Annotated in this window: 17 protein-coding genes and 1 pseudogene; 10 read left to right on the top strand and 8 right to left on the bottom strand. The window is 72.1% G+C overall.

The features are described 5' to 3' along the window. Nucleotides 1–112: 112 nt before the first annotated feature. The gene (locus tag ACFV9M_RS00060) at nt 113–427 is read right to left on the bottom strand and encodes a hypothetical protein (protein WP_385061947.1); all 315 of its coding nucleotides are present in this window, start codon (nt 425–427) and stop codon (nt 113–115) included. Between the two features lie 185 nt (nt 428–612). Here ACFV9M_RS00060 and ACFV9M_RS00065 point away from each other — a divergent pair, with 185 nt between their 5' ends. The 3 genes from ACFV9M_RS00065 (at nt 613) to ACFV9M_RS00075 (ending at nt 2,790) form a co-directional block, all read left to right on the top strand. Then, nucleotides 613–972, top strand: coding sequence for an arsenate reductase family protein (locus tag ACFV9M_RS00065; protein ID WP_385061949.1), 360 nt, complete (start codon nt 613–615; stop codon nt 970–972). 66 nt (nt 973–1,038) lie between these two features. Continuing rightward, the gene (locus ACFV9M_RS00070; RefSeq protein WP_385061951.1) at nt 1,039–1,959 is read left to right on the top strand and encodes a hypothetical protein; all 921 of its coding nucleotides are present in this window, start codon (nt 1,039–1,041) and stop codon (nt 1,957–1,959) included. Nucleotides 1,960–2,088: 129 nt separating this feature from the next. Continuing rightward, nucleotides 2,089–2,790 carry a hypothetical protein gene (locus tag ACFV9M_RS00075; RefSeq protein ID WP_385061952.1) on the top strand — a complete coding sequence of 234 codons (702 nt, stop codon included), beginning with the start codon at nt 2,089–2,091 and terminating at the stop codon, nt 2,788–2,790. 36 nt (nt 2,791–2,826) lie between these two features. Here the strand turns inward: ACFV9M_RS00075 and ACFV9M_RS00080 are convergent. Beyond that, nucleotides 2,827–2,985 (bottom strand): annotated as a pseudogene (locus ACFV9M_RS00080) (alpha/beta hydrolase); the annotation flags it as partial. 321 nt (nt 2,986–3,306) lie between these two features. On the opposite strand from ACFV9M_RS00080, the gene glnII reads away from it, so the two are divergent. The 4 genes from glnII to ACFV9M_RS00100 all read left to right on the top strand — a co-directional run bounded on the left by glnII (nt 3,307) and on the right by ACFV9M_RS00100 (nt 8,243). Continuing rightward, the gene (gene glnII / locus ACFV9M_RS00085) at nt 3,307–4,338 is read left to right on the top strand and encodes a glutamine synthetase (RefSeq protein WP_385061954.1); all 1,032 of its coding nucleotides are present in this window, start codon (nt 3,307–3,309) and stop codon (nt 4,336–4,338) included. Between the two features lie 431 nt (nt 4,339–4,769). Then, nucleotides 4,770–5,354, top strand: coding sequence for a winged helix-turn-helix domain-containing protein (locus ACFV9M_RS00090; RefSeq protein WP_385061956.1), 585 nt, complete (start codon nt 4,770–4,772; stop codon nt 5,352–5,354). Between the two features lie 126 nt (nt 5,355–5,480). Continuing rightward, nucleotides 5,481–6,488 (top strand): NAD-dependent epimerase/dehydratase family protein, encoded by a 1,008-nt coding sequence (locus tag ACFV9M_RS00095; protein WP_385061958.1) that lies wholly within the window; start codon nt 5,481–5,483, stop codon nt 6,486–6,488. 195 nt (nt 6,489–6,683) lie between these two features. Then, nucleotides 6,684–8,243, top strand: coding sequence for a DUF1996 domain-containing protein (locus ACFV9M_RS00100; protein ID WP_385061959.1), 1,560 nt, complete (start codon nt 6,684–6,686; stop codon nt 8,241–8,243). A 113-nt stretch (nt 8,244–8,356) separates the two neighbouring features. On the opposite strand, the gene ACFV9M_RS00105 is transcribed toward ACFV9M_RS00100, so the two are convergent. Next, nucleotides 8,357–8,794 (bottom strand): hypothetical protein, encoded by a 438-nt coding sequence (locus tag ACFV9M_RS00105; protein WP_385061961.1) that lies wholly within the window; start codon nt 8,792–8,794, stop codon nt 8,357–8,359. A 99-nt stretch (nt 8,795–8,893) separates the two neighbouring features. Between ACFV9M_RS00105 and ACFV9M_RS00110 the strand changes: the two genes are divergently transcribed. Genes ACFV9M_RS00110 through ACFV9M_RS00120 form a run of 3 tightly spaced genes read left to right on the top strand, consistent with a single transcriptional unit; the run spans nt 8,894 to nt 12,142 of the window. Beyond that, nucleotides 8,894–9,394 (top strand): tetratricopeptide repeat protein, encoded by a 501-nt coding sequence (locus tag ACFV9M_RS00110; protein ID WP_385061962.1) that lies wholly within the window; start codon nt 8,894–8,896, stop codon nt 9,392–9,394. Between the two features lie 49 nt (nt 9,395–9,443). Next, complete coding sequence (locus tag ACFV9M_RS00115) at nt 9,444–11,366, top strand: hypothetical protein (protein WP_385061964.1); 1,923 nt, start codon at nt 9,444–9,446, stop codon at nt 11,364–11,366. A 59-nt stretch (nt 11,367–11,425) separates the two neighbouring features. Next, a complete protein-coding gene (locus ACFV9M_RS00120) occupies nt 11,426–12,142 on the top strand; it encodes a TetR/AcrR family transcriptional regulator (RefSeq protein WP_385061966.1) in 717 nt (238 codons plus the stop codon). 10 nt (nt 12,143–12,152) lie between these two features. On the opposite strand, the gene ACFV9M_RS00125 is transcribed toward ACFV9M_RS00120, so the two are convergent. The 5 genes from ACFV9M_RS00125 to ACFV9M_RS00145 all read right to left on the bottom strand — a co-directional run bounded on the left by ACFV9M_RS00125 (nt 12,153) and on the right by ACFV9M_RS00145 (nt 22,033). Continuing rightward, complete coding sequence (locus ACFV9M_RS00125; protein WP_385061968.1) at nt 12,153–12,506, bottom strand: 5-carboxymethyl-2-hydroxymuconate Delta-isomerase; 354 nt, start codon at nt 12,504–12,506, stop codon at nt 12,153–12,155. A gap of 129 nt (nt 12,507–12,635) precedes the next feature. Then, on the bottom strand, nt 12,636–18,041 hold the full coding sequence (pulA, locus tag ACFV9M_RS00130) for a pullulanase-type alpha-1,6-glucosidase (RefSeq protein WP_385061970.1): 5,406 nt from the start codon (nt 18,039–18,041) through the stop codon (nt 12,636–12,638). 225 nt (nt 18,042–18,266) lie between these two features. Further along, nucleotides 18,267–19,961 (bottom strand): glycoside hydrolase family 13 protein, encoded by a 1,695-nt coding sequence (locus tag ACFV9M_RS00135; protein ID WP_385061972.1) that lies wholly within the window; start codon nt 19,959–19,961, stop codon nt 18,267–18,269. Nucleotides 19,962–20,109: 148 nt separating this feature from the next. Next, nucleotides 20,110–21,018, bottom strand: coding sequence for a sugar ABC transporter permease (locus ACFV9M_RS00140; protein ID WP_385061973.1), 909 nt, complete (start codon nt 21,016–21,018; stop codon nt 20,110–20,112). Between the two features lie 13 nt (nt 21,019–21,031). Further along, nucleotides 21,032–22,033 (bottom strand): carbohydrate ABC transporter permease, encoded by a 1,002-nt coding sequence (locus ACFV9M_RS00145; RefSeq protein WP_385061975.1) that lies wholly within the window; start codon nt 22,031–22,033, stop codon nt 21,032–21,034. Between the last annotated feature and the right edge of the window lie 90 nt (nt 22,034–22,123).

Below are 22,123 nucleotides of genomic sequence, written 5' to 3' on the forward strand. Positions count from 1 at the left end.
GGGTGGGGGGGGTTTTGGGGGGTGTCGGCGGGGGGGGGGGGGGCCGGGGGGGGGCGGGGGGGGGGGGGCGGGGGGGGGGGGGGGGGGGGGCCCCGGCCCCCGGCCGCCCCGCTCACTTCGACTGCCGCATCAGCGCGCGCACCATGTGGCACGTCGTGTCCGACGGCGGGTGGACGCCGATCAGCCGGGCCGTGCTGCGGATCTTCTCGTTACGGGCCTGGCGGGGCAGGTAGACGCCCGAGTCGAGGAGGGCGATGGCCAGGCGCAGGGCCTTGAGGCGGCGGTTGTGCGTGACGTACCACTCACGCGGGCGGCCGGCCGGCAGCGGCCGCTTCTCCACGGGCACGTACGGCAGGTCGAGCTGGACGGGACGCTTCGCGGTGGACTGGGTCGGCAGCGGCTTCGGCCGGAGTGCGGCAGCGGGCACAGGCATCCTCCTGTCGCGGTCGGGGCCCCGGCCCGGAACCTCCGGCGGAACCCTCGAACACTGCTTCAATTCTACTGCCCACCACTGACAAAAGCCCCTGGCCACAAAGGATTTCGGGGGTGCGGTGACGCACGGGGAGAACGGGTTCACGGGCACCGCGGAGCCGGCCGGATACCGTGAGCCGCATGGAGATCTGGATCAACCCCGCCTGTTCCAAGTGCCGCAGCGCGATCGGTCTGCTCGACGCCGAGGGTGCCGACTACACCGTCCGCCGCTACCTGGAGGACGTACCGAGCGAGGACGAGATCAGGGACGTGCTCGACCGGCTGGGCCTGGAGCCGTGGGACATCACGCGCACCCAGGAGGCCGCGGCCAAGGAGCTGGGCCTGAAGGAGTGGCCGCGGGACGCCGGCGCCCGCGGACGCTGGATCACGGCCCTCGCCGAGCATCCGGGACTCATCCAGCGGCCGATCATCACGGCCGACGACGGTACGGCGGTCGTGGCCCGCACGGAGGAGGCCGTACGGGACGCTCTGTCCCGCTAGGCCCTGCCTTCCCGATCACCCCGGGCAGGGTCCCGGCAGCGCTTCCGCCTGTTACTCTCCGCCGCCATGACCTTCGGTGATCAAGGGGTTGCGGACGGACAGCCGGATCCGTGCGTCCGGTCGGCGGCCGAGCGGGAGCGGATACGCCGACGGCGGCGCGGACGGCGCGCGGCCCGCGCCGGGGCCTGCGTCGTGTTCGTGGCCACCGTGGCCGCCGGTGCCGTGGTCACGGCGGGCGGGGACGACGGCGGCGACCCCGCGTCCGCCGCGCCGGCCGCCCCGGCGACGTCCGGCCCGGCCGTGCCCTCCGTGGACGCCGGCCTCCCCTCCGCCGCGCCGAGCGCCCTGGCCTCGCTGCTCGCCCGGCCGGTGATCCGGCCCGAGCAGGCGTTCCCGCGGACGATCGTCCGGCTGGAGGACGGCTCGCGGTACACGCGGGTCGACCTCGCCACCACCACCGACTGCTCGCAGGGCACGTCCGTGGGGCCGGCGGAGCTCGTCGGACAGGGCGAGGAGTGCTCCCGGCTGACGGCGGCGCTGTTCACGGACACCGCCGAGCGGCGGACGCAGATCACGGTGACCGTGCTGAGCTTCGCGCGGGTCGAGGACGCCTCGCGGGTGTTCGCGAGGGCGTCGGCGGACCCGGCCACGTACCGGGTGGTCCCGCTGGACCCGCCGCCGGAGGCCGGTCTGCCGACCGCACCGCCCGGCTCCTCGGCCGGGGTCGTCCGGCGGCTGACGACCGTCCGCTCGGTGGTGTTCGCGAACGGCCGGTGGACCGCCGGCGCCGAGACCGGCGAGGCCGAAACCGGCGAGGCCGGGACCGATGAGGCCGAGACCGATGAGGCCGAGACCGATGAGGCCGAGACCGATGAGGACGGGACCGGCGAGGCCGACACCGGCGAGGCCGAACTCGTCGCCAGAACCGAGGCGTTGCTCCGGCACGTCCACGGCACGGTGGCGGCTTACGAGCGCGAGAAGGGCTGACCCGGAGCCGAGCGGGGCCGACCGCCGTGTGACGCGCGCCACTTCCATCGACTGCTGTGACGGTTGAGCGACCTCGTTCGGCATCTCGTACATAGCGGCGTACGCACCCCTACCTCCCAGGAGGCGCGCGTGTCGCGCAGGAGAACCCTCGGTCCGAAGAAGAAGCTCGCCCTGCTGGTGAGCGCCGCGACGGTGGCGGGCGGCGGCGCCTTCGTCATGGCGGCCACCTCGAACGCCGCCCAGTCCCCGCGGACGGCCGCCGAGTCGTCCGTCTGCCAGGGCCTGGCCACCGCCCTCGGCGACAACCAGCGGTTCATCGACGGCCAGCGGGCCGCCCCGGACGCGCAGTCCGCGGCACGGATCGCCAACCGTGAGGCGGTCATCGCGCAGATCGAGGTGCAGCAGGAGGCGTCCGGGTGCGTCGTAGGGGAGTCGGCTCAGGACTCCCGGACGACGGCCCCCCGGACGACGGCCCCACAGACGACGTCCCCCCAGCCGGAGCAGCCCTCGCAGCCGGCCGGGAGCACGCCCGCCGGAGAGGCCGGAGAGGCCGGAGAGGCCGGGGACGCCGGCGCGGTCTCCGGTCAGCAGGTCTGCACCGGCTCCACGGTCACCCTGTCCGGCGAGGCGGGCGCCCCGGCCGCGTCCAGCGACCGGTTCCCGGCCGGGACCCGGCTGAAGGTCACCAACCTGGACAACGGCAAGTCCACGACGGTCGAGGTGACGTCGGTCTCCGGCAGCTGCGTGCTGCTGAACGACGCCGCCTTCGAGCAGGTCCGTGAGCCCGGCAAGTTCCTGATCCGCCGGGCCGTGATCGAGAAGGTGGGGTGAGGCTCGGGACAGGAACTCCGTGAGGTGGCAGTACCTCGGGCGCGGACGCGGGCCGGTCACCGGCTTCGCGGCCGGGAAGCCCGCGGCGGCCTCCTGGAGGCGCAGCCGGTCGGGGCCGAGCGCCGCTCTCCCGGTCTCCCACTCCAAGAACGTCCGCACCCGGCGCGGGGTGGGCCGCAGCAGCATCGGCAGGGCGCGGCAGGGCCTGGCACAGGTACGCGGCCCTGACCGGCGACTTCTGCCCCGGCGCGTCCTCGCCATTCCCATCGCATACGAGCCGCCGTCCGCGCGCGTACCCCCGCGCGTGCGCGACCGCGAACGGCGACTCCGGACCGGGCGGACGCCCTCACAGCGTGAGACGCGCCACAGCACCACCAGGTAACACGGGGTTCACATTCGAGCAATGACCGGGAAATCGCTGGTTGACAGGCTGCCGAGCAGACAACAGCGGCGCCTCAGTGCCGCAGCGCCGCAGCACCCGCAGTGCGTCAGACACACCCCCGAAGGAAGTGGCCCGTGACCTTCAAGGCTGAGTACATCTGGATCGACGGCACCCAGCCGACGGCGAAGCTCCGTTCCAAGACGAAGATCATCGCAGGCGAGCCCGCCGGGCTCGACGCGCTGCCGATCTGGGGCTTCGACGGGTCCTCCACGAACCAGGCCGAGGGCCACTCCTCGGACCGTGTCCTCAAGCCGGTCTTCACCTGCCCCGACCCGATCCGCGGCGGCAACGACATCCTCGTCCTGTGCGAGGTGCTGAACATCGACATGACGCCGCACGAGTCCAACACCCGTGCCGCGCTGGCCGAGGTCGCCGAGAAGTTCGCCGCCCAGGAGCCGATCTTCGGCATCGAGCAGGAGTACACCTTCTTCCAGGACGGTTACCCGCTCGGCTTCCCCAAGGGCGGCTTCCCCGCCCCGCAGGGCGGCTACTACTGCGGTGTCGGCGCCGACGAGATCTTCGGCCGTGACGTCGTCGAGGCGCACCTGGAGAACTGCCTGGAGGCGGGTCTCGCCATCTCCGGCATCAACGCCGAGGTCATGCCGGGCCAGTGGGAGTTCCAGGTCGGCCCGGTCTCCCCGCTGGAGGTCTCCGACCACCTGTGGGTGGCCCGCTGGCTGCTCTACCGCACCGCCGAGGACTTCGGCATCTCCGCCACCCTGGACCCCAAGCCGGTCAAGGGCGACTGGAACGGCGCCGGCGCGCACACCAACTTCTCCACCAAGGCGATGCGCGAGAACTACGACGCGATCATCACCGCGGCCGAGTCGCTCGGTGAGGGCTCCAAGCCGCTCGACCACGTCAAGAACTACGGCGCCGGCATCGACGACCGCCTGACCGGTCTGCACGAGACCGCCCCGTGGAACGAGTACTCCTACGGCGTCTCCAACCGCGGCGCCTCGGTCCGTATCCCGTGGCAGGTCGAGAAGGACGGCAAGGGCTACATCGAGGACCGCCGTCCGAACGCCAACGTCGACCCGTACGTGGTGACCCGCCTGCTGGTGGACACCTGCTGCTCCGCGCTGGAGAAGGCCGGCCAGGTCTGATCCCCGAGGGTCCCGTGAAGGGGCGCCCGCCGACTCGGCGGGCGCCCCTTCCGTGTTTCAGGGGGGGGTGTCCCTGACGCCTCGTCGGAGCGGCTCCCACCCCTGCTCCGGGGCGTCCCCGACCCCTCGGAAACGTCCAAGCAGTGAGAGAACTCTCCTGTCCCGAGCGGCTGTCTGCTTCAATGGGACCATGGCCAGCTTCCGGAAGTACCTCGCGACGGGTCGCCATGACCTCGAGCCCTTCTGGCCTTCCCGTCAGCACCACGACTTCGACCGTGTGTGTTGCCGCGCGATGAACGCGCCGGCCCTCTAAAGCCCCACCCCGGCCTTCGGCCGGCGCGAACGACGTACGTCCCTCGACGAGCCCGCCCACCCCTCGCGGCCGTCGTGTCCCGTCCGACGAACTCCTCGCGCGAAAGAGCTGACCTTCCATGGCGACCACTCGTTCCCTCTCCACCGCCCCCCGCACCGCCCCTTCCACCCCGGCCCGCCACCGTCTGCGGGCCGTGGACCGCGACGAGGTGGTGGACGTCGCGGACTTCCTGCCGCCGGGCGCCACCTGGCTGCCCGCTCCCCCGCACACCCTGCCCACCCTTCCGGGACAGCCGCCCATGATCGGCTACCTGGTGCTGGTCCCGGCCGACCAGCAGCCGCCGTTCCCGCCGGTGGCGGTGGTCGACCGGCCCGACGACGAGGTCGCCGACGACCCGGACCACGCCGGCGAACCGCTCGTACGGATCGACACCGTGCAGCGCACCGCCTGGGTCGGCGAGCGTGAACTCGACCTGACGTACCTGGAGTTCGAGCTGCTCGCGCACCTGGTGGGACACCCGCACCGGGTGCACACCCGCGACCAGCTCGTCACCACCGTCTGGGGCTACGGCCACGTGGGCGACGGCCGCACGGTCGACGTCCACATCGCCCGGCTGCGCCGCAAGCTGGGCGCGGGCCACCGCCAGAGCATCCAGACGGTGCGCCGGGTCGGCTACAAGTACATCCCGCCGACCGCCCGCTGAACCCCGACCGCCCACTGAACTCCCGGCCGTTTGCTGAACCCCCGGCCGGCAGCCGGGGGGAAGCGTCCTCTGCCATCGGCAGAGGACGCTTCCCCCTCCCGACCCCGACCGGGCACAGTCACCGGCATGAGACTTCTGGTGCTGGGCGGTACGGAGTTCGTGGGGCGGGCCGTCGTCGAGGCGGCCCTCGGACGCGGCTGGGAGGTGACGGTCCTCAACCGGGGGCGGCACGCGGCCGTCCCCGGGGCGCGGGCGCTGGTCGGCGACCGCACCGCCCCGGACGGGCTCGCCGCCCTCGCCGGGGGCGAGTGGGACGCCGTCGTCGACACCTGGTCGTCGGCCCCGCGCGCGGTGCACGAGGCGGCGCGGCTGCTGCGGGGCCGCGCCGGCAGATACGTGTACGTGTCGAGCTGCTCGGTCTACTCCTGGGCGCCGCCCGCCGGGTACACCGAGGACGCGCCCGTGGTCGAGGGCGCCGAGGCCGACGGCGGGCCGACCGACTACGCGCGCGACAAGCGGGGCGGCGAGCTGGCCGCGGTCGGCGCCTTCGGCGCGGACGGCTCCCTCCTCGTCCGTGCCGGGCTGATCCTCGGCCCGTACGAGAACGTCGGCCGGCTGCCCTGGTGGCTCAACCGGATCGCCCGCGGCGGCCCCGTCCTGGCGCCCGGACCGCGTGACCTCCCCCTCCAGTACGTCGACGTGCGCGACCTCGCCGAGTGGATCCTCGGGGCGGTGGAGCGCGGGTCGAGCGGACCGTACAACCTGATGAGCCCTCAGGGGCACGCCACTATCGGCGGGTTGCTGGACGCGTGTGTACGGGCCACCGGCTCGGCGGCCGAGCTGCGCTGGGCCGCGCCGCGGGTGATCCTCGACGCGGGCATCGAGCCGTGGACGCAACTGCCCGTCTGGGTGCCGCCGGGCAGCGATCTGCACGACGCGCTGCACTCCGCGGACGTCTCCCGGGCGGTGGCGGCCGGGCTGTCCTGCCGGCCCGTCGAGGACACCGTCGCCGACACCTGGCGGTGGCTCCGGGACCTCGGGGGCACGGCGCCCCAACGGCCCGACCGGATCGGGAAGGGACTGGCCCCGGAGGTCGAGGCCGAGGTGCTCGCGCGACTGGACCCCGTCCGGTGATCCATTCAACTCCCTTTGCGCGTACGGCTGTTGCCGCTGTCACGTGTGCGGGCGTTGGGGCCGAATTGTGCCATGGAACCGTCATCGATTCCCGGGACGGCTGAACACCTCGGGGGCGGCGTGCGTATGGGAGGGAGCCGCTTCACTCCTGTCGGGCGCCTCGATGCTGCCCCGCAAGGAAGTCAGAGGAGTTCCATGGGACGCAACACACGTAAACGCCGTTCGTCGATGGCCACCAAGGCCATAGCCGCATCGGCGGCCCTAGCGCTCGGTGGGGGCGGGCTGATCTGGGCGAACTTCTACGCTTCGGCGCACGAGTCGAAGAACTCGGCGCAGAACCGGACCAAGGCCGCCGCCACACAGGTGGCGACCATCTCGTGCCCGGACGTCGGGCAGCAGCTGACCGACGTGCCCGACCGGGCGCGCTCGGGTGTCGACAAGGAGCTGGCGAACCTCGACAAGCAGATCACCGAGGCCTACGCCCGGCTTGCCTCGACGCGTCAGGCACAGGCGCAGGACACGAACTTCGTGCAGAACGCGATCCTCGGCCCGCTCACGGAGAAGCGGTCCGCCACGATCGACCGCATCCGCATCAGCATCCAGCGCGTCGGCGGCCAGGCGCGGAACCTGAGCCAACTCGCCACCTGCACACCCCAGACCGCCGACCCGCAGACCAACGCCGGCAACGGCAACGGCGGCCGGAACAACGGCGGTCAGAACAACGGTGGCCAGAACGGCGGCCAGAACGACGACGACCAGCAGAACGACGACGGCCAGACGGGCGACGACGGCCAGGAGCAGGGCAACGGCGGCCAGGGCGGCAACGGCCCGGTGGCCGCGGACTTCGTGGACATCACCACGGTCCAGTCCAACGCCCAGCTGGGCGTCGGCGCGAACGGTCTCGCCGCGAACGGCCGGTCGGGCTCGCGGGGCACCTTCACCACGAGCTGCGGCACCAACGGCAACGACAACCACAACACGGACAACGTGATCGTCGCCCCCGGTGTCACCAACGGCGCCCACCACCTGCACGACTACGTCGGCAACCAGAACAACGACGCCTTCGCCAGCGACGAGGAGCTGGCGGCCGCCGAGACCAGCTGCCGCAACCAGGGCGACAGGTCGTCGTACTTCTGGCCGGTGCTGCGTCTCCAGGACGGCACGCAGGACTTCGACCAGAACAACGCCGGCGGCGGCACCGAGGGCAACGTCGGCCGGATCCTCCAGCCCGCCCAGGCGCAGCTGACGTTCGTCGGCAACAAGGCGGGCCCGGTCGTCGCGATGCCGACCGCCCTGCGCATCATCACCGGTGACGCCAAGGCCTTCGTCAACGGCACCGCGAACGCCAACGTGAACTGGAGCTGCACCGGCTTCGAGAACAAGGTGCAGCTCAAGGAGCAGTACCCGATCTGCCCCGAGGGCAGCAAGGTGGTCCGCACGGCCAACTTCCAGAGCTGCTGGGACGGCCAGAACATCGACAGCGCCAACCACCGCACCCACGTGGCGTTCGTCCAGGCCGACGGCACCTGCGCCAACGGCTTCAAGGCGATCCCCCAGCTCCAGGTCCGTCTCGTCTACGACGTCCCCGCGCCGACGATCGAGAACGGCCAGGTGGTGAACCCGTACGCGGTGGACACCTTCCCCGAGCAGCTGCACAAGCCGATCACCGACCACAACGACTTCATCAACTTCTTCTCGACGAACCTGATGAACAAGATGGTCAACTGCATCAACACCGGCAAGCGCTGCAAGTGACGGTCTGACGGGGCGGACCCGGCCCGGCCCGCCCCGACGACCGAAGGCCGGCGGTGAGGACCCCTCGGGGATCCCTCACCGCCGGCCTTCGTGCCGCCCGGGTGCGGCGGGCCTCAGTGACCGGAGTGCGCGGTGCCGTCCGACGACTCGTGCGCGGTGTGCGCCGAGTGGTCCGTGCCCTCCTCGATGTCGCCGCCGAGCGTGCGCTGGAGCGCGGTCACCGTGCCGGTCTCGCCGACGGCCACCCACTTGCGGCCGACGAGGTAGTGGCCGCCGTAGTCCTTCGCCCCGTTGATCCACTCGCGCTGGCCGCGGTCGGTGGCGAACGTGGCGAGGATGAACTTGCCGTCGGTGTCCTTGCAGACGGCCTGGCGGATCTCGTCGGCGTCGATCTGCATGTTCGGGGTGCACTCCACCTCGGCGGCGAGGTGCTCCAGGCTGCCGGTGGCCGTCTCCGGGACGGCCCGCGCGCCCCCGTCGGAGCCGCAGCCGGTCAGCACGAGCACCGCGGCGGCGCCGGCCACCGCGAGCATGGGTCGGGTCACCTTCATCTGTCCTCCCTGCGAGAGCCTCGCCCTGGATACGGCTCCCGAGCCCGGTCCGCTCAAAAAGGCGGTGTCCTCCGGAAACAGACGTGCGAAGGTGGGTCGGTGGACCACGACTGGGAAGACCGCGTCACCGCCGCCTGGGCCCGCTTCGACGACCATCCCGAGCAGGACGCGGCCCGCTTCCGGGCCGTCATCGACGCGCTCGTCGCCGAACTGCCCGAGGGCAGCCCGCTCCGCCCGTTCGAGCAGGCCTGCGCCTGGGACTCCACGGGGCACTCCGACAAGGCGGTCCCGCTGTACCGGGAGGCGCTGGCTCGCGGTCTCGACGGCTACCGGGGCAGGCGCGCCCGGATCCAGCTCTCCAGCTCGCTGCGGAACATCGGGCGGCCGGAGGAGGGCATCGCGCTGCTGATGCCCGAACTCGACGCCCCTGCTGACGAGTTGGACGACGCCGTACGGGCTACGCTCGCTCTGTGCCTGTCCGGCCTGGGCCGCGACCGCGAGGGCCTCGCCCTGGTCCTGGAAGCACTCGCCGGGCACCTCCCACGGTACCGGCGGTCCATGACGAACTATGCGCGGACGCTGACCGCCGCGGAGGACTGACCCGCCCCTGCGGCGGTGACCATCGACCGGCCGGCTCGTTTGGCTGGACGTGCAGTCACAGGATGTCGCCCCGCGCCCCGCACCCGGTTCCCCCGCCGACCGGGCCGTCGACGTCGAGCAGGCCGAGGCCGCGCTCGTCGAGCACTATCCGCGTCTGGTCCGGCTCGCCTACCTGGTGCTGCCGTCCGGCCTCGGCCGGGACCGCCGTGTGCTGACCGCCCACGCCCTCGTCCAGCGCGCCCTGCCCCGCGGCCGGTCCTCGGCACCCGTCATCCCGGCCCAGTCCACCGCCCGCGACGGCGGCCCCGGCTACGCCTACGTCCGTCTCCAGGTGGTGCGGGGGGCGCTGGAGGCGGGCCTGCCGCTGCGGCGCCGCGCGTGGCCGAAGCGCGCCCAGCTGCCGCCGCTGCTGCCCCAGGTGTGGGGGCTGCGCCTGTTCCCCCGCTCCGGCGGCGCCGACGAGCTCGCCCTGGACCAGGAGCTCGCCGTCCTGTCCGGCCCGGCCCGGGCCGCCTGTGCCCTGCGCGGCCTGGAGAAGCTCCCCGACGGCGACGTGCGCGAGGTGCTCGGCGGCGCCGGGGTCGACGACGTGGAGGCGGCGCTGCGGGAGGCGGACCCCCTCGGCGCGCGGTACGCGCTGTTCGACTCCCCCGAGTTCGACCCCTGCGCGCTCCAGGCCCGCCCCACCGATCTGATGCGCCGCCGCAGGCACGGCAGGGCCGCGCTCGCCGCCGCGGCCGCGCTCGCCGTGTGCGGCGCCCTGGTCGCCCTGCCGGGCGACGGCTGGGGTCCCGACGGCGCGGCCGCCCCGGTGTACGCGCGGAACCCGGCGGCCGAGGCGGCCCTCGATCCGGGCCGGCTGGTCAGGGTCTCCCCCGCCGCCTGGAAGACCTCCGCCCGCACCGACTTCTCCGTCTGGCCGGCGCGCGGCGGCCTCACCCGCGACAGCGCGCTGCTGCGCCGCGCCCTCGCCGTCTGGGCCCGGCCCGGCGCGGCCGTGCGCGTCTCGGTCACTCCCGGCACGCCGTCCGGCGGGCCGTCCGGCCCGCCCCAGCTGCTGTTCGCGGGGGACGCAGGCACCGCGCGCGTGGTGATCCTCTACGACGGTCTGCGCATCGCCCGCTACGCCGAGCCGAAGGAGGGCACCGCCGGGGCCGCCCTGGACTTCGCGCGCACGGACGGCGCGACCGGCGCCGAGGCGGCCGCGGTGGTCCTGGACCGGGCCGACGGCAACGTCCGCTACCTGACCGCCCCCTGGGTGACGAAGGCGGCGGAGCGGGACCTGTCGAAGCCGGGTGCCGGGCTGATGGACCTGACGCTGACCGACGGCATCACCTCACCGCTGGCCAGCCCCGCCACCCGGCCCGGCGCCTGCACCACGTGGAACGTGCTGGAGCTGACCGACGCCTCCGGCTCGTACCTGGTGAGCGACCTCGGCGAGCTGGTCCCCGCCCGCCTCACCGCGGGCCGGCCGACCAGGCCGAAGGAGGCGACGGGCGCGGAGGCGCTGCGCACCTGGGCGCCGTTCGCCTGCTCGCTGGGCGACGTGCGCGGCCAGGGCGTCCGGACGGTCAACGCGTGGGCGTACGCGCGGCAGCCGCTGCCGGACGACAGCGGGTCGGCGTCGTGGGTGTGCACGCGGGCCGAGACCTGGCGGGGCGACGGGACGCGGGTGCTGGCGCAGTTCCGGGTGCCGGGCGGGCTGTTCGGGGCGGCGGTGGCGAAGGCCGGGGACGTCCCGGCGTGCGGTCCGCGCGATCCGCATGTGCTGGCCGGGGTGCTGTGGAGGTCGAAGGGGGGCTCCTGGTACCTGCTCGCCGCCGGGGACAAGGACACCGGGTCCGTGCGGGCGACGGGCGGGGTGAACGGCTCGGCCGAGGACAATCTGCTGGCCGTGCGCACCGAGCAGGGGGCCCGGGCGGAGCTGAGGGGCACCCTGGAGGACGGCCGGTCCGTCGAAGGGCTCCGCTGAGCGAACCCCTCGGCCGATCCGGTCCGTTCACGTCCGGATTCGATCGGTAAGGTGTTCGTATGACTACCGGGGTTCGCCGCAGGATGGGAGTCGAGGAGCGGCGGCAGCAGCTGATCGGCGTCGCCCTCGACCTGTTCGCCCGCCGCTCGCCCGACGAGGTCTCCATCGACGAGATAGCGGCCGCCGCCGGCATCTCGCGGCCGCTCGTCTACCACTACTTCCCCGGCAAGCTCAGCCTGTACGAAGCCGCCCTGAAGCGGGCGTCGGAGGATCTGGCGGGCCGGTTCACCGAGCCGCACGAGGGGCCGCTGGGGGCGCGGCTGCTGCGGGTCATGCACCGGTACTTCGACTTCGTCGACGAGCACGGCCCCGGCTTCTCGGCCCTCATGCGCGGCGGCCCGGCGGTGCCCGCGGACCAAGTCCGCTCGATGGGCCACGTGTCGACCACCAACGCGCTCGTCGACTCCGTGCGCCAGGCCGCCTACGAGCAGATCCTGGCGCACCTGGAGGTCGCCGACCCGCCGGCCCGGCTGGAGCTGGTGATCCGCTCCTGGATCTCCCTCGCCGAGTCGACGGCGCTGCTCTGGCTGGACGGGCGGCGCATTCCGCGCGCGGAGCTGGAGGTGCAGCTCGTCCACGACTTCGCCGCGCTGACGGCCGTGAGCGCGGCGCACGACGAGGAGTTGCGGGCGCTGCTGAGGCCCGTGCTCGCCGCCCAACCGGGCGACGGCCCGTTCGGCGACCTGGCGGCCCGGCTGCTCGCCCTCGTCTCCTGAGGAGCGGCTCTCAGCTCTCGAACTTGCGGTACGACGGGTCGAGGTCCCGCACCTCGGCGGAGGCGTGCAGGGCGAACCCGCCGTCCTCGACATGGGTGCGCAGCAGTTCCAGGACGGCCTCGGTCAGCTTCGCCTTCGTCTCCTCGGTGCGTCCGGCGAGCAGGCCGAGGGTGACGTGGACGATCGCGTGGCCCTCCTCCTCGTAGGCGAACGCGGTGAGGTCCGCCGGGCGGAACAGGGTCTTGCAGGCCTCCGGCTTGGCGGCGGCGATCTCCACCACGGCGGTGTGCAGGGCACGGGCGAAGCCGGCCCGGTCGAAGGCGGTCGCCATGGTGGCCGAGTAGTCGACCGTGATCTGCGGCATGGGTACTCCTGTTCTACGGCGGGGACGGGTTCACCTTAGTCGCCGCGGGGGGTGGCGTCGCCGGTGGCGCCGGACACGCCGGTGGAGCAGACCCGGGCGTGGGTCTGCTCCACCGGGGTGCCGTGCGGGTCAGGCGGTGCGGGTGAACACCGCGACGGTCCGTGCCGGAACGGCGAAGGTGCCGGACTCCGTGGCGTAGGTCGCCTTCCTGACGGTGGCGTCGGCGCCGGCTGCCTGGACCGGGTGCAGGCGGTAGCCCGTCCCGGCGAGCGCGGCGACCCGCTGCTCCTGCGCGTCGGGCGTCGCGTTGAACACGACGACCAGGTCACCGAGTTCCATGGTGATCACGCCGGGCGTCTCGTCCTTGCCGGACAGCGGGAAGGAGAGCGCCGACTGCACCTGCGCCGCCGTGTCGAGGGAGAACGCCTTCTCCGTCGTACGGATCTTCAGCAGGTCCTGGTAGGCGGCCGAGGCGCCCTGGATCTGCGGGCAGCCCACCGCCTTGATCCCGGTCAGCAGCGGTTGGGCGTACGGCCACTTGGCGGCGTTGTCGGCGGCCGGCGGCAGTCCGCGCCCGAAGCCGTTGCCGTCGGCGCAGTTCCAGTGGATCGCGTTGAACCAGTCGCCGCTCTCGAAGGAGTTGCGGTCCAGGGACTTGGAGCGCAGCAGGTCGGTGCCGGCCTGGGAGAGGGCCGGGCCCTGGGAGAGGGTGGCCGTGGCCATGGCGAGGACCTGCATGCGGGCCCGGTCGGCGGCGCTCGTCGACGACGGCAGCTTGTAGGCGAGGGCGTCGAAGAGCGACTCGTTGTCGTGCGCGTCGGCGTAGGCGACGGCGTCGCCGGGTGCGTCCGCGTAACCGGCGGGGCTGCCGTTGTAGTCGACCTCGGCGCCGGTGACCTGCACGCCGCCGGTGTCGGTGAAGGTGTACGCCTTGAGGTTGCCGGAGAGACCGACCTTGATCAGGTCCTGGTAGTGCAGCAGGCGGGCCTTCTGCTCGGCCTCGGTGCCGTTGCTCTGCGAGCCGTTGGGGTCGGTGTACAGCCCGGACGCGAAGCCCTGGACGCCGGGGTCCTCGTCGAAGGGGCCGCCGCCGCGCACCGCGTCGCGGGCCCGGTCGGAGAAGGTGGCGATGCCGGTGCCGGCCATGTTCTTCTGCGTGGCCTGCACGAACCGGGCGTCGTCGGCGACCTCGCCGAAGTTCCAGCCCTCGCCGTAGAGGATGATCTTCTTGCCGTCGACGCCGTCCTTCGCGAGGGTCAGGGCGTCGAGCGCCTTGCGCACGGCGAGGATGTTGGCCTTCGGGTGGTGGCCCATGAGGTCGAAGCGGAAGCCGTCGACCTTGTACTCCTTGGCCCAGGTGACGACCGAGTCGACGACGAGCTTGCCCATCATGGCGTTCTCGGTGGCGGTGTTGGCGCAGCAGGTGCTGTTGGCGACCGAGCCGTCGGCGAGGAGCCGGTGGTAGTAGCCGGGCACGACCTTGTCGAGGACGCTGGTGTCCGCCTGTCCGCTGGTGGTGGTGTGGTTGTAGACGACGTCCATGACGACCCTGAGGCCGTCCTCGTTCAGCGCCTTGACCATCTCGCGGAACTCGACCGTGCGGGCGGTGCCGTCCGGGTCGGTGGCGTAGGAGCCCTCGGGGACCGTGTAGTGGTACGGGTCGTAGCCCCAGTTGTAGGCGTCCTTCGCGGCCGTCTTCGCCACGCACGCCTGCTGCTGGTCGGAGTCGGCCGGGTAGGAGGCGAGGTCGCAGTCGACGGTCGCCTGGTCGGCCTTCTTCTCGGGGATGGTGGCGATGTCGAAGACGGGCAGCAGGTGCACGTAGGACGTGCCCGACGCGGCCAGCTCGCGCAGGTGCTTCGAGCCGTCGCTGTCCTGGTCGGTGAAGGCCAGGTAGGTGCCCGGGTGGTCCGCCGTGCCGTCCGCCACGGAGAAGTCCCGGACGTGCAGCTCCTGGATCTGGGCGTCCTTCAGCGGTACGGCCGCGGGCTTCTCCAGTGACGTCCAGCCGCTCGGGGCGAGGGAGGCGTCGGCCAGGTCGACGACCAGGCTGTGCTCGGAGTCGGCGGTGAGGGCGACCGAGTACGGGTCGGTGACCTCGTTGGTGACGATCTTCCGGACGCTGGGCGCCCACACCTTCACCACGTACCGGTAGGGCTTGCCCTTCCAGGACTTCGGGCCGGTGACGGACCAGACGCCGGTGGTGTCGTCGCGCTTCATCCGGACGGTGGTGCCGTCCAGGTCCAGGGAGACGCTCTGCGCGGTCGGTGCCCAGACCGCCAGGGTCGGGCGGCCGTCGCGGAAGGTCGGGCCGAGGTCGGCCTTCGTGGCGCCGGCGTACAGGTCGTCCAGGACGCCGGCGGTCTGCACGCCCGTCGCCGTGAGGACGGCGCCGTTCGCGGCCCGCTGGGAGGCGACGACCTGGCCGCGCAGTGCCTCGCGCACCCGGTCGCGGTCGCGCGGGTCGACGGACCAGGCGGTGTAGTCCACCAGGTGCGGGAACTTCGCCTTCTGGGCGTCGGTGAGGGTGGTCTTCGTCAGCCGCAGCCACCGCTCGTCGTCGCTCGTGAGCGTGCCGTCCCGCACCTCGATCGAGCCGTCGCGGGAGGACAGCAGCTGGGTGGAGACGGCCGCCTCGGAGCCGTTCCAGGCGACCGTGTCGCGGTCGATCCAGACGGCCTTGGAGGTGGTGAGGTCCAGGGCCGCCGCGGAGCCCGCGGGCTGCGGCAGCAGGTGCTGCGCCTCCCCGCTCACCAGCCACACCTCATGGCCGTCGGCCGTGAGGTCGAGCGACCGGTCGGTGGACAGGTCCTTCTCGTCGCCCCGGTGGACGATGTAGCTGAGACTGGTGGCACCCTCGGTGAGCGGTACCTCGAAGACCGCGCCATACGTGTCAGTCTTCACCGGCTTCAGGGGGTTCGACCAGTCGGTGGGGTTCGCGGCGCCGGTCCACACGTGCAGACCCCAGCCGTCGTAGTCCCCGTCGGCGCGGTGGAAGTGCACGACCGCCTTGGTGGTGTCCTGTGCCGGGTACTCGGGCCGTTCGGTGAGGACCTCCGCCTCGCCCTGCTCGATCCAGACCTCGCCGGTCCGGGTGACGTCGATCGTGCGGTCGGCGGAGACGTCCTTGTCGCCGTCCTTGTCGATCACCAGGAAGTTCACGCTCGACGCGCCGGGCTTCAGCTTGACGTAGGCGAAGGCGCCGTAGGCGTCGCGGCCGGTGAAGGGGTGGCTGTCGGGCCAGGTGGTCGACTCGCCGTCGGCGAGGTCGCCCCAGGCGTACAGGCCCCAGTCGTCGTAGTCGCCGTCGGCGCGCCGGTAGTGGACGATCGCGTAGTCGCGGGAGGTGGCGGTGGGCACCTCCTCGGCGGGCGGGGTGCCGGTGGTGCTCGCGGCCGTCGCGCTCGCGGTCCGCCCGGCCGAGTCGATCACGACGGCCTTGTAGCGCAGGGCGGTGCCGGCCGGTACGTCCTCGCCGAGGGTGTGGGTGACCTTGTAGGGGGCGTGGTCGGCGGAGCCGAGCGTCCGCCACGCGCCGTCGCCGGTCTGGGCGGCGAAGACGACCCGGTTGAGCTGTCCGCCGTCGACGTCGGCGGTCAGTTCGACGGTGCCGGTGGCGCCGGCGGCGGGGGCGGTCAGGGTGAGGGACGGCTTCGCGGTGGGCGCGGGGAGCCGGCCGGCCGCCTTGAGGACGATCGCCGAACCGGCCGGCACGGTGACGGTGATCTTCCGGTCGGCGTCGCTCCTCACCGAGGCGCCGGTCCCGTAGATGCCGCGGAAGGCCATGTTCGCCGAGCCGGTCGCGAAGGTCGCGGTCTTCGCCTCGCCGGCGTTGTTGAAGGCGACGACGTACTCGGTCTTCGCCGTCGCGTCCGTGCGGGAGAAGGCGTAGACGCCGGCGCCGTCGGCCGCGTACCGCTCGGTCAGGACGCCGTCGGTGAGGGCCGGGTTGGCCTTGCGGAGCTTGGCGAGGGCGCTGATCTGCCGGTAGAGCGGCGCGCTGGTGTCGTAGGCGTCGCTCGCGTGGGTCGCGTCGGTGCCGATCCGGTCGTCGTCGAGGTAGTCGGCGGCGCGGGAGGCGAACAGCGGCGCGCGGGCGTCCTTGTCGCCGCCGGAGCCGGTGAAGCCCTGCTCGTCGCCGGAGTAGACGACCGGGTTGCCGCGGCTGAGGAACATCAGCTCGTTGGCGAGCTCGTCCTTGGCGAGGAGCTCGGCGTCGGTGGCGTCCGGGTTGTCCTGGTTCAGGAAGTACCCGAAGCGGCCCATGTCGTGGTTGCCGAGGAAGGTGACCTGCTCGTAGGCGTTGGCCCGGTCGGTCGTGTACGCGTAGTCGTCGCCGAAGACCGACGCCAGCTTCTGGGCGCTGCCTCCTTGCGAGGCGTAGGCGCGGGCGGCGTCCTGGAAGGGGAAGTCGAGGGTGGCGTCCAGGCGGCCCTCGGTGACGTACGAGGAGGTGACGGCGGTGTCGGCGGAGTAGACCTCGCCGAACATGAAGAAGTCGTCGCGGCCCTGCCGGGCGGCGTAGGCGTCCAGGGCCGTCGCCCACTGGGTCCAGAACTCCATGTCGACGTGCTTCACGGTGTCGATCCGGAAGCCGTCGATGTCGAAGTCCCTCACCCACCGCTGGTAGATCTTCTCCATGCCCTCGACGACCTCGGGACGCTCGGTCCACAGGTCGTCGAGGCCGGTGAAGTCGCCGTACGTGGTCGACTCGCCGGCCCAGGTGGAGTCGCCGCGGTTGTGGTACATCGTCGGGTCGTTGAGCCAGGACGGGACCTTGGCGTTCTTCTTGTCCGCGGCGACGGTCGGGGTGCGCGGGAAGGAGTCGGCGTCGGTGGCGGGGAAGTCCTCGGCGGCGGCGTAGTCGGCGTCGTCGAAGGGCTCGCCGTCCTCGGTCAGGTACGGGAAGGCGCCCTTGGACAGGTAGTCGTAGGACTTCTCCTCGTAGTCGACGACGTCGGCGGTGTGGTTGGTGATGACGTCGAAGTAGACCTTCATGCCCTTGGCGTGCGCCTTGGAGATGAGGGTCTCCAGGTCCTCGTTGGTGCCGAAGTGCGGGTCGACCTGGGTGAAATCGGTGATCCAGTAGCCGTGGTAGCCGGCCGAGGCGTTGGTTCCGGTGCCCTGGACCGCCTGGTTCTTGAAGATCGGCGCCATCCACAGCGCGGTGGTGCCGAGCCCCTTGATGTAGTCCAGGCGCTCGGTCAGGCCCTTGAGGTCGCCGCCCTGGTAGAAGCCCTTGTCGGTGGGGTCGTAACCGGTCGTCAGGCGGGTGCCGGTCAGCCCTCCCCGGTCGTTGGAGGTGTCGCCGTTGGCGAAGCGGTCCGGGAGGACGAAGTAGAACTGCTCCCGGGTGGCGTCGTGCCGGGCGGGCTCGGCGGCGAGCTCGGCGTCCGACGGGGGCTCGGGCGGGCTGTCCGCCCGGGCGGCGAGCGGTTGTACGAGGGCGGCGGCGAGGGCGGCGACGGTGACGGCCGCGACCCTTCCGGCGTGGGCGGTACGGCGCGTGCGCGGCGCCGGCCATCTCGGTATCACAGGCGGGAACTCCTTGCGATTACGGCTCAGGTGGGTCCGACCCCTGCGCCGCGGCACTGCCTGGTCGGCTTCGTCGCCGGGCGCCCGCGCGACCGTATCGCCGACGAAACGCTTACAGCAAGAGTCCTGCAAGTAACGGAAAGGATTTTCAGCAGCCCTTCCGGACACGGCAGACGGCCCGCCCCCGAAGCGGGAGCGGGCCGTGCCGGGCCGGGTGAGGGGCCGTCAGGCGGCGGCGAACCACACGGTGGTGTCCGCCGGGACCTTCGCCTCGCCGTCCGCCTCCGCCGGCTCACCGCTGGCGAGCAGGACGCGGCCGTACGCCGGGACCGTCACCGACTCGCCGGTGGTGTTCGCCACGCACACGAACTCCCCGCGCCGGAAGGCCAGGACGCCCTCGGGGGCGCGCAGCCACTCCACCGCGTCGCCGGCGCCGAGGTCCGGCCGCTCCCGGCGGATCGCCAGCGCCGAGCGGTACAGCTCCAGCGTGGAGCCCGGCACGCCGTCCTGCGCCTCGACGCTGAGCCCGCCCCAGTTCTCCGGCTGCGGCAGCCAGCTGCCCCCGTCGCCGAAACCGTACGAGGAGCCCGTGCGCGTCCACGGGATCGGCACCCGGCAGCCGTCGCGGAAGCCGTCCTGGCCCTCGCCGCGGAAGTACGCCGGGTCCTGGCGCACCTCGTCCGGGAGGTCGACGACGTCCGGGAGCCCCAGTTCCTCGCCCTGGTAGACGTAGGCCGAACCGGGCAGCGCCAGCATCAGCAGGGTGGCCGCCCGGGCCCGGCGCAGGCCCAGCGCGCGGTCGCCGGCGGTGCGGATCTGCGTGCCGAGGCCGGGCGGGTTGGCGAAGCGGGTGGCGTGCCGGGTGACGTCGTGGTTGGACAGCACCCAGGTGGCGGGGGCGCCGACGGGGCGCATCGCCTCCAGCGTGCGGTCGATGACCTCACGCAGTTCCTCGGCGTTCCACGCGGAGCCCAGGTACTGGAAGTTGAAGGCCTGGTGCAGCTCGTCGGGGCGCACGTAGTGGGCGGTGCGCTCCACGGTCGGGGTCCACGCCTCGGCGACGAAGATGCGCTCACCGGCGTACTCGTCGAGGACCCGGCGCCACTGCCGGTAGACCTCGTGGACGCCGTCCTGGTCGAAGAACGGCATGACATCGTTGCCCAGCAGCTTCAGCTGCTCGTGGGAGCCGAGGTCCGGCAGGCCCTCCGCCTTCACCAGGCCGTGCGCCACGTCGATGCGGAAGCCGTCGACGCCCATGTCGAGCCAGAACCGCAGGATGGAGCGGAACTCGTCGCCGACGGCCGGGTGCTCCCAGTTGAAGTCGGGCTGCTCGGGGGCGAAGAGGTGCAGGTACCACTCGCCCGGGGTGCCGTCGGGCTCGGTGACCCGGGTCCAGGCGGGGCCGCCGAAGATGGACTCCCAGTCGTTGGGCGGCAGTTCGCCGTCCTCGCCCTTGCCGGGGCGGAAGTGGTACCGCTCCCGCAGGGGCGAGCCGGGGCCCTCCGCGAGGGCCCGCTTGAACCACTCGTGCTGGTCGGAGGAGTGGTTGGGCACCAGGTCGACGATGATCCGCAGACCCAGCCCGTGCGCGTCGCGGATGAGCGCGTCGGCGTCGAGGAGGTTACCGAACATGGGGTCGACGGCCCGGTAGTCGGCCACGTCGTAGCCGGCGTCGGCCTGCGGGGAGGCGTAGAAGGGGCTGAGCCACACGGCGTCCACGCCGAGGTCGCGCAGGTACGGGAGGCGGGAGCGTACGCCTTCCAGGTCGCCCATGCCGTCGCCGTTGCTGTCGGCGAAGCTGCGCGGGTACACCTGGTAGATCACCGCGTCCCGCCACCAGTCGCGGCGCTGGGCGACGGTGGCGAGGGCCGTGTCGGGCCGGGAGGCGGGGGCCGGGGCGGCGGAGTGCTGCTGACTCATGGCGTCCTTGTACGTATGGGAGGTGCGGTCATGGGGTCATGGGTACGGCGGCGCGGGTGACTCGGCGGCCGCGGTGCCGGCGGGGTCGGATGGACACCGCGGCCGCCACCCGCGCGTGCGCGCGGGGGTCGGGTGCGCCTCGGGGCGCTCAGCCCTTGGTGCCGCCCGCGGTCAGGCCGGTCACCAGGTTCTTCTGCACGAGGTAGAAGAACGCGGAGACGGGTATCGCGATCAGCACCGCGGTGGCGGCCATGAGGTTGCGCTGGGCGTCGTGCTCGCTGACGAAGCTCTGCAGGCCGACGGCGAGCGTGTACTTCTGGTCGTCCAGCAGGAACGTCGTGGCGAAGGCGACCTCACCGAAGGCGGTGATGAAGCTGTAGAACGCGGCGACCGCGAGGCCCGGCTTGGCGAGCGGCAGGATCAGCCGCGCGAAGGTGCCGAAGGGGGTCAGGCCGTCGACGCGTCCGGCCTCGTCGATCTCGAACGGGATGGTGTCGAAGTAGCCCTTGAGCAGCCAGGCGCAGTAGGGCACCGCGGTCGAGCAGTAGACGAGGATCAGGCCGAGGTAGGTGTCGATGAGCTGGAGCTCGGACAGGATCTGGTACATCGGCACGATCAGTACGGCGATCGGGAACATCTGGGTGACCAGCAGCACCCACATGAACTTCCGGTAGCCGGGAAAGCGCATGCGGGACACGGCGTATCCGGTCGTGGCGGCGATCAGCACGCCGATCACCGTGGTGCCCAGCGAGACGATCAGCGAACTCTTGAGCCAGTCGAAGAAGTTCGTGTGCTGGAGGACGAACGCGTAGTTGTCGAAGGTCATCTTCGACCAGATGCGTCCGGGGTGGAGGTAGTCGTCCTTGTCCGGGCCGAGGGAGAGGAAGACGAGCCAGGCGATCGGGAAGAGCGCGACGAGGCTCGCGACGGTCAGGACGCCGTGGGACGCGAGGGCGGCGAGGGGCCGGCGCCTTCCGCGTCCGGGGGCGGTGCGGGGGGCGTCCGCGGAACCGTGCTCGGTCACGTCGGCGGAGGTCTCGACGGTGGTGGTGCTCATGGGGACTCCTGCCTCAGATCGCGAGCTGCTGCTCGTTGCGGTTCAGCCAGCGGCGGTAGAACGAGGTGAAGACGATCAGGATGGCCAGCAGCAGGATGCCGTAGGCGGCCGACTGAGCGAAGTCACGCGGCTGCTGTCCGAAGCCGAGGTAGTACGCCCAGGTGACGAGGATCTGGGCCTCGGGGGCGGTGCCGCCGAACAGCAGGAAGATCACGGCGAACTGGTTGAAGGTCCAGATGATGCCGAGCAGGACGACGGTGGAGCTGACGGACCTCAGGCCCGGCAGGGTCACGTAGCGGAACCGCTGCCAGGCGTTCGCGCCGTCCATCTCCGCGGCCTCGTAGAGGGAGGCGTCGATGGACTGCAGGCCGCCGAGCAGGGAGACCATCATGAACGGCACACCGCACCAGGTGTTCACCATGATCGCGGCGAACCGCTGCCAGAAGGTGTCCTCCAGCCACAGCGGCGTCGGCAGGTGCAGCGCGTCCAGGGCGGCGTTGATGATGCCGCCGTCGGCGAGCATGAACCGCCAGCCGAAGACGGTGACGAAGGTGGGCACGGCCCAGGGCAGGACCAGGACCAGCCGGTAGAAGGTGCGGCCGCGCAGCTTCTGGTTGAGCAGCAGCGCGAGGCCCAGGCCGAGGCCGTAGTGCAGGCCGACACAGGCCGCCGTCCACACGATGGTCCAGATGAAGTGCGACCAGAAGCGGTCGTAGGCGGTCTCGCCCCACAGGATGTCGGCGTAGTTGTCGAGGCCGATGAACTTGTAGGTGGCCGCGATCTCGTTGACGCCGATGGTGCGGGCCGTGTTGAGGCTGTTGGCGTCGGTGAGGGTGAGGTAGAGGCCGTATCCCAGGGGGTACAGCACGAGGACGCCGAGGACGACGGCCACGGGGGTGATCATCGCGTAGGCGTACCAGTGCTTGCGGTAGGAGTGCTTCAGGCGCTGGCCCAGCCCGGGCCGCGGCGCGTCACCGCGGCGCTTGCCGGTCGCGCGGTCGATGGCGACTGTCATGGTTCGACACCTTCTGGAGGAACTGAGGATCGGAGGGCGGGGCCGGGCGGGCACAGGCCGGTGGCCGCCGGATCACTCCCCCGTGGACAG

The sequence above is a fragment of the Streptomyces sp. NPDC059895 genome (assembly GCF_042731035.1).
GTDB lineage: Bacteria > Actinomycetota > Actinomycetes > Streptomycetales > Streptomycetaceae > Streptomyces.

Excerpts from the sequence above, each read along its gene's own strand:
- ACFV9M_RS00120 (WP_385061966.1), top strand. The coding sequence starts at position 11,426 with ATGACTACCGGGGTTCGCCGCAGGATGGGAGTCGAGGAGCGGCGGCAG.
- ACFV9M_RS00140 (WP_385061973.1), bottom strand. The coding sequence starts at position 21,018 with ATGAGCACCACCACCGTCGAGACCTCCGCCGACGTGACCGAGCACGGT.
- ACFV9M_RS00095 (WP_385061958.1), top strand. The coding sequence starts at position 5,481 with ATGAGACTTCTGGTGCTGGGCGGTACGGAGTTCGTGGGGCGGGCCGTC.
- ACFV9M_RS00070 (WP_385061951.1), top strand. The coding sequence starts at position 1,039 with ATGACCTTCGGTGATCAAGGGGTTGCGGACGGACAGCCGGATCCGTGC.
- ACFV9M_RS00100 (WP_385061959.1), top strand. The coding sequence starts at position 6,684 with ATGGGACGCAACACACGTAAACGCCGTTCGTCGATGGCCACCAAGGCC.
- ACFV9M_RS00090 (WP_385061956.1), top strand. The coding sequence starts at position 4,770 with ATGGCGACCACTCGTTCCCTCTCCACCGCCCCCCGCACCGCCCCTTCC.
- ACFV9M_RS00065 (WP_385061949.1), top strand. The coding sequence starts at position 613 with ATGGAGATCTGGATCAACCCCGCCTGTTCCAAGTGCCGCAGCGCGATC.
- ACFV9M_RS00145 (WP_385061975.1), bottom strand. The coding sequence starts at position 22,033 with ATGACAGTCGCCATCGACCGCGCGACCGGCAAGCGCCGCGGTGACGCG.
- ACFV9M_RS00135 (WP_385061972.1), bottom strand. The coding sequence starts at position 19,961 with ATGAGTCAGCAGCACTCCGCCGCCCCGGCCCCCGCCTCCCGGCCCGAC.
- ACFV9M_RS00125 (WP_385061968.1), bottom strand. The coding sequence starts at position 12,506 with ATGCCGCAGATCACGGTCGACTACTCGGCCACCATGGCGACCGCCTTC.
- ACFV9M_RS00105 (WP_385061961.1), bottom strand. The coding sequence starts at position 8,794 with ATGAAGGTGACCCGACCCATGCTCGCGGTGGCCGGCGCCGCCGCGGTG.